Origin of the sequence: Halalkalibacter nanhaiisediminis, assembly GCF_007830185.1 — a bacterium.
GTDB classification, from domain to species: domain Bacteria; phylum Bacillota; class Bacilli; order Bacillales; family Bacillaceae_D; genus Halalkalibacter; species Halalkalibacter nanhaiisediminis.
In genome coordinates this window covers 1-901 of the sequence record NZ_VLKZ01000026.1, presented here as the reverse complement: position 1 = coordinate 901, position 901 = coordinate 1, and the positions used below count along the sequence as shown (strand labels likewise).

Here is a 901-nt window from a genome sequence, read left to right as displayed (position 1 = left end):
ATTGAGAGTAAGTTCTCTCAAAACTGAACAAAAAGACCGAAGCGTATATGGCCTAGACCATACATCGACTAGAGTAAATACTCCATAGAAAGGAGGTGATCCAGCCGCACCTTCCGATACGGCTACCTTGTTACGACTTCACCCCAATCATCTGTCCCACCTTAGGCGGCTGGCTCCAAAAGGTTACCCCACCGACTTCGGGTGTTACAAACTCTCGTGGTGTGACGGGCGGTGTGTACAAGGCCCGGGAACGTATTCACCGCGGCATGCTGATCCGCGATTACTAGCAATTCCGGCTTCATGTAGGCGAGTTGCAGCCTACAATCCGAACTGAGAATGGCTTTATGGGATTCGCTCAACCTCGCGGTTTCGCAGCCCTTTGTACCATCCATTGTAGCACGTGTGTAGCCCAGGTCATAAGGGGCATGATGATTTGACGTCATCCCCACCTTCCTCCGGTTTGTCACCGGCAGTCACCTTAGAGTGCCCAACTGAATGCTGGCAACTAAGATCAAGGGTTGCGCTCGTTGCGGGACTTAACCCAACATCTCACGACACGAGCTGACGACAACCATGCACCACCTGTCACTTTGTCCCCCGAAGGGGAAAGCCCTATCTCTAGGGTGGTCAAAGGATGTCAAGACCTGGTAAGGTTCTTCGCGTTGCTTCGAATTAAACCACATGCTCCACTGCTTGTGCGGGCCCCCGTCAATTCCTTTGAGTTTCAACCTTGCGGTCGTACTCCCCAGGCGGAGTGCTTAATGTGTTAACTTCGGCACTAAGGGCATCGAAACCCCTAACACCTAGCACTCATCGTTTACGGCGTGGACTACCAGGGTATCTAATCCTGTTTGCTCCCCACGCTTTCGCGCCTCAGCGTCAGTTACAGACCAGAGAGTCG

The 901-nt window shown here is 52.6% G+C and carries 1 rRNA gene; it reads right to left on the bottom strand.

The features are described from left to right. Positions 1 to 88: 88 nt before the first annotated feature. Positions 89 to 901 (bottom strand): 16S ribosomal RNA (locus IQ10_RS17885); the annotation flags it as partial.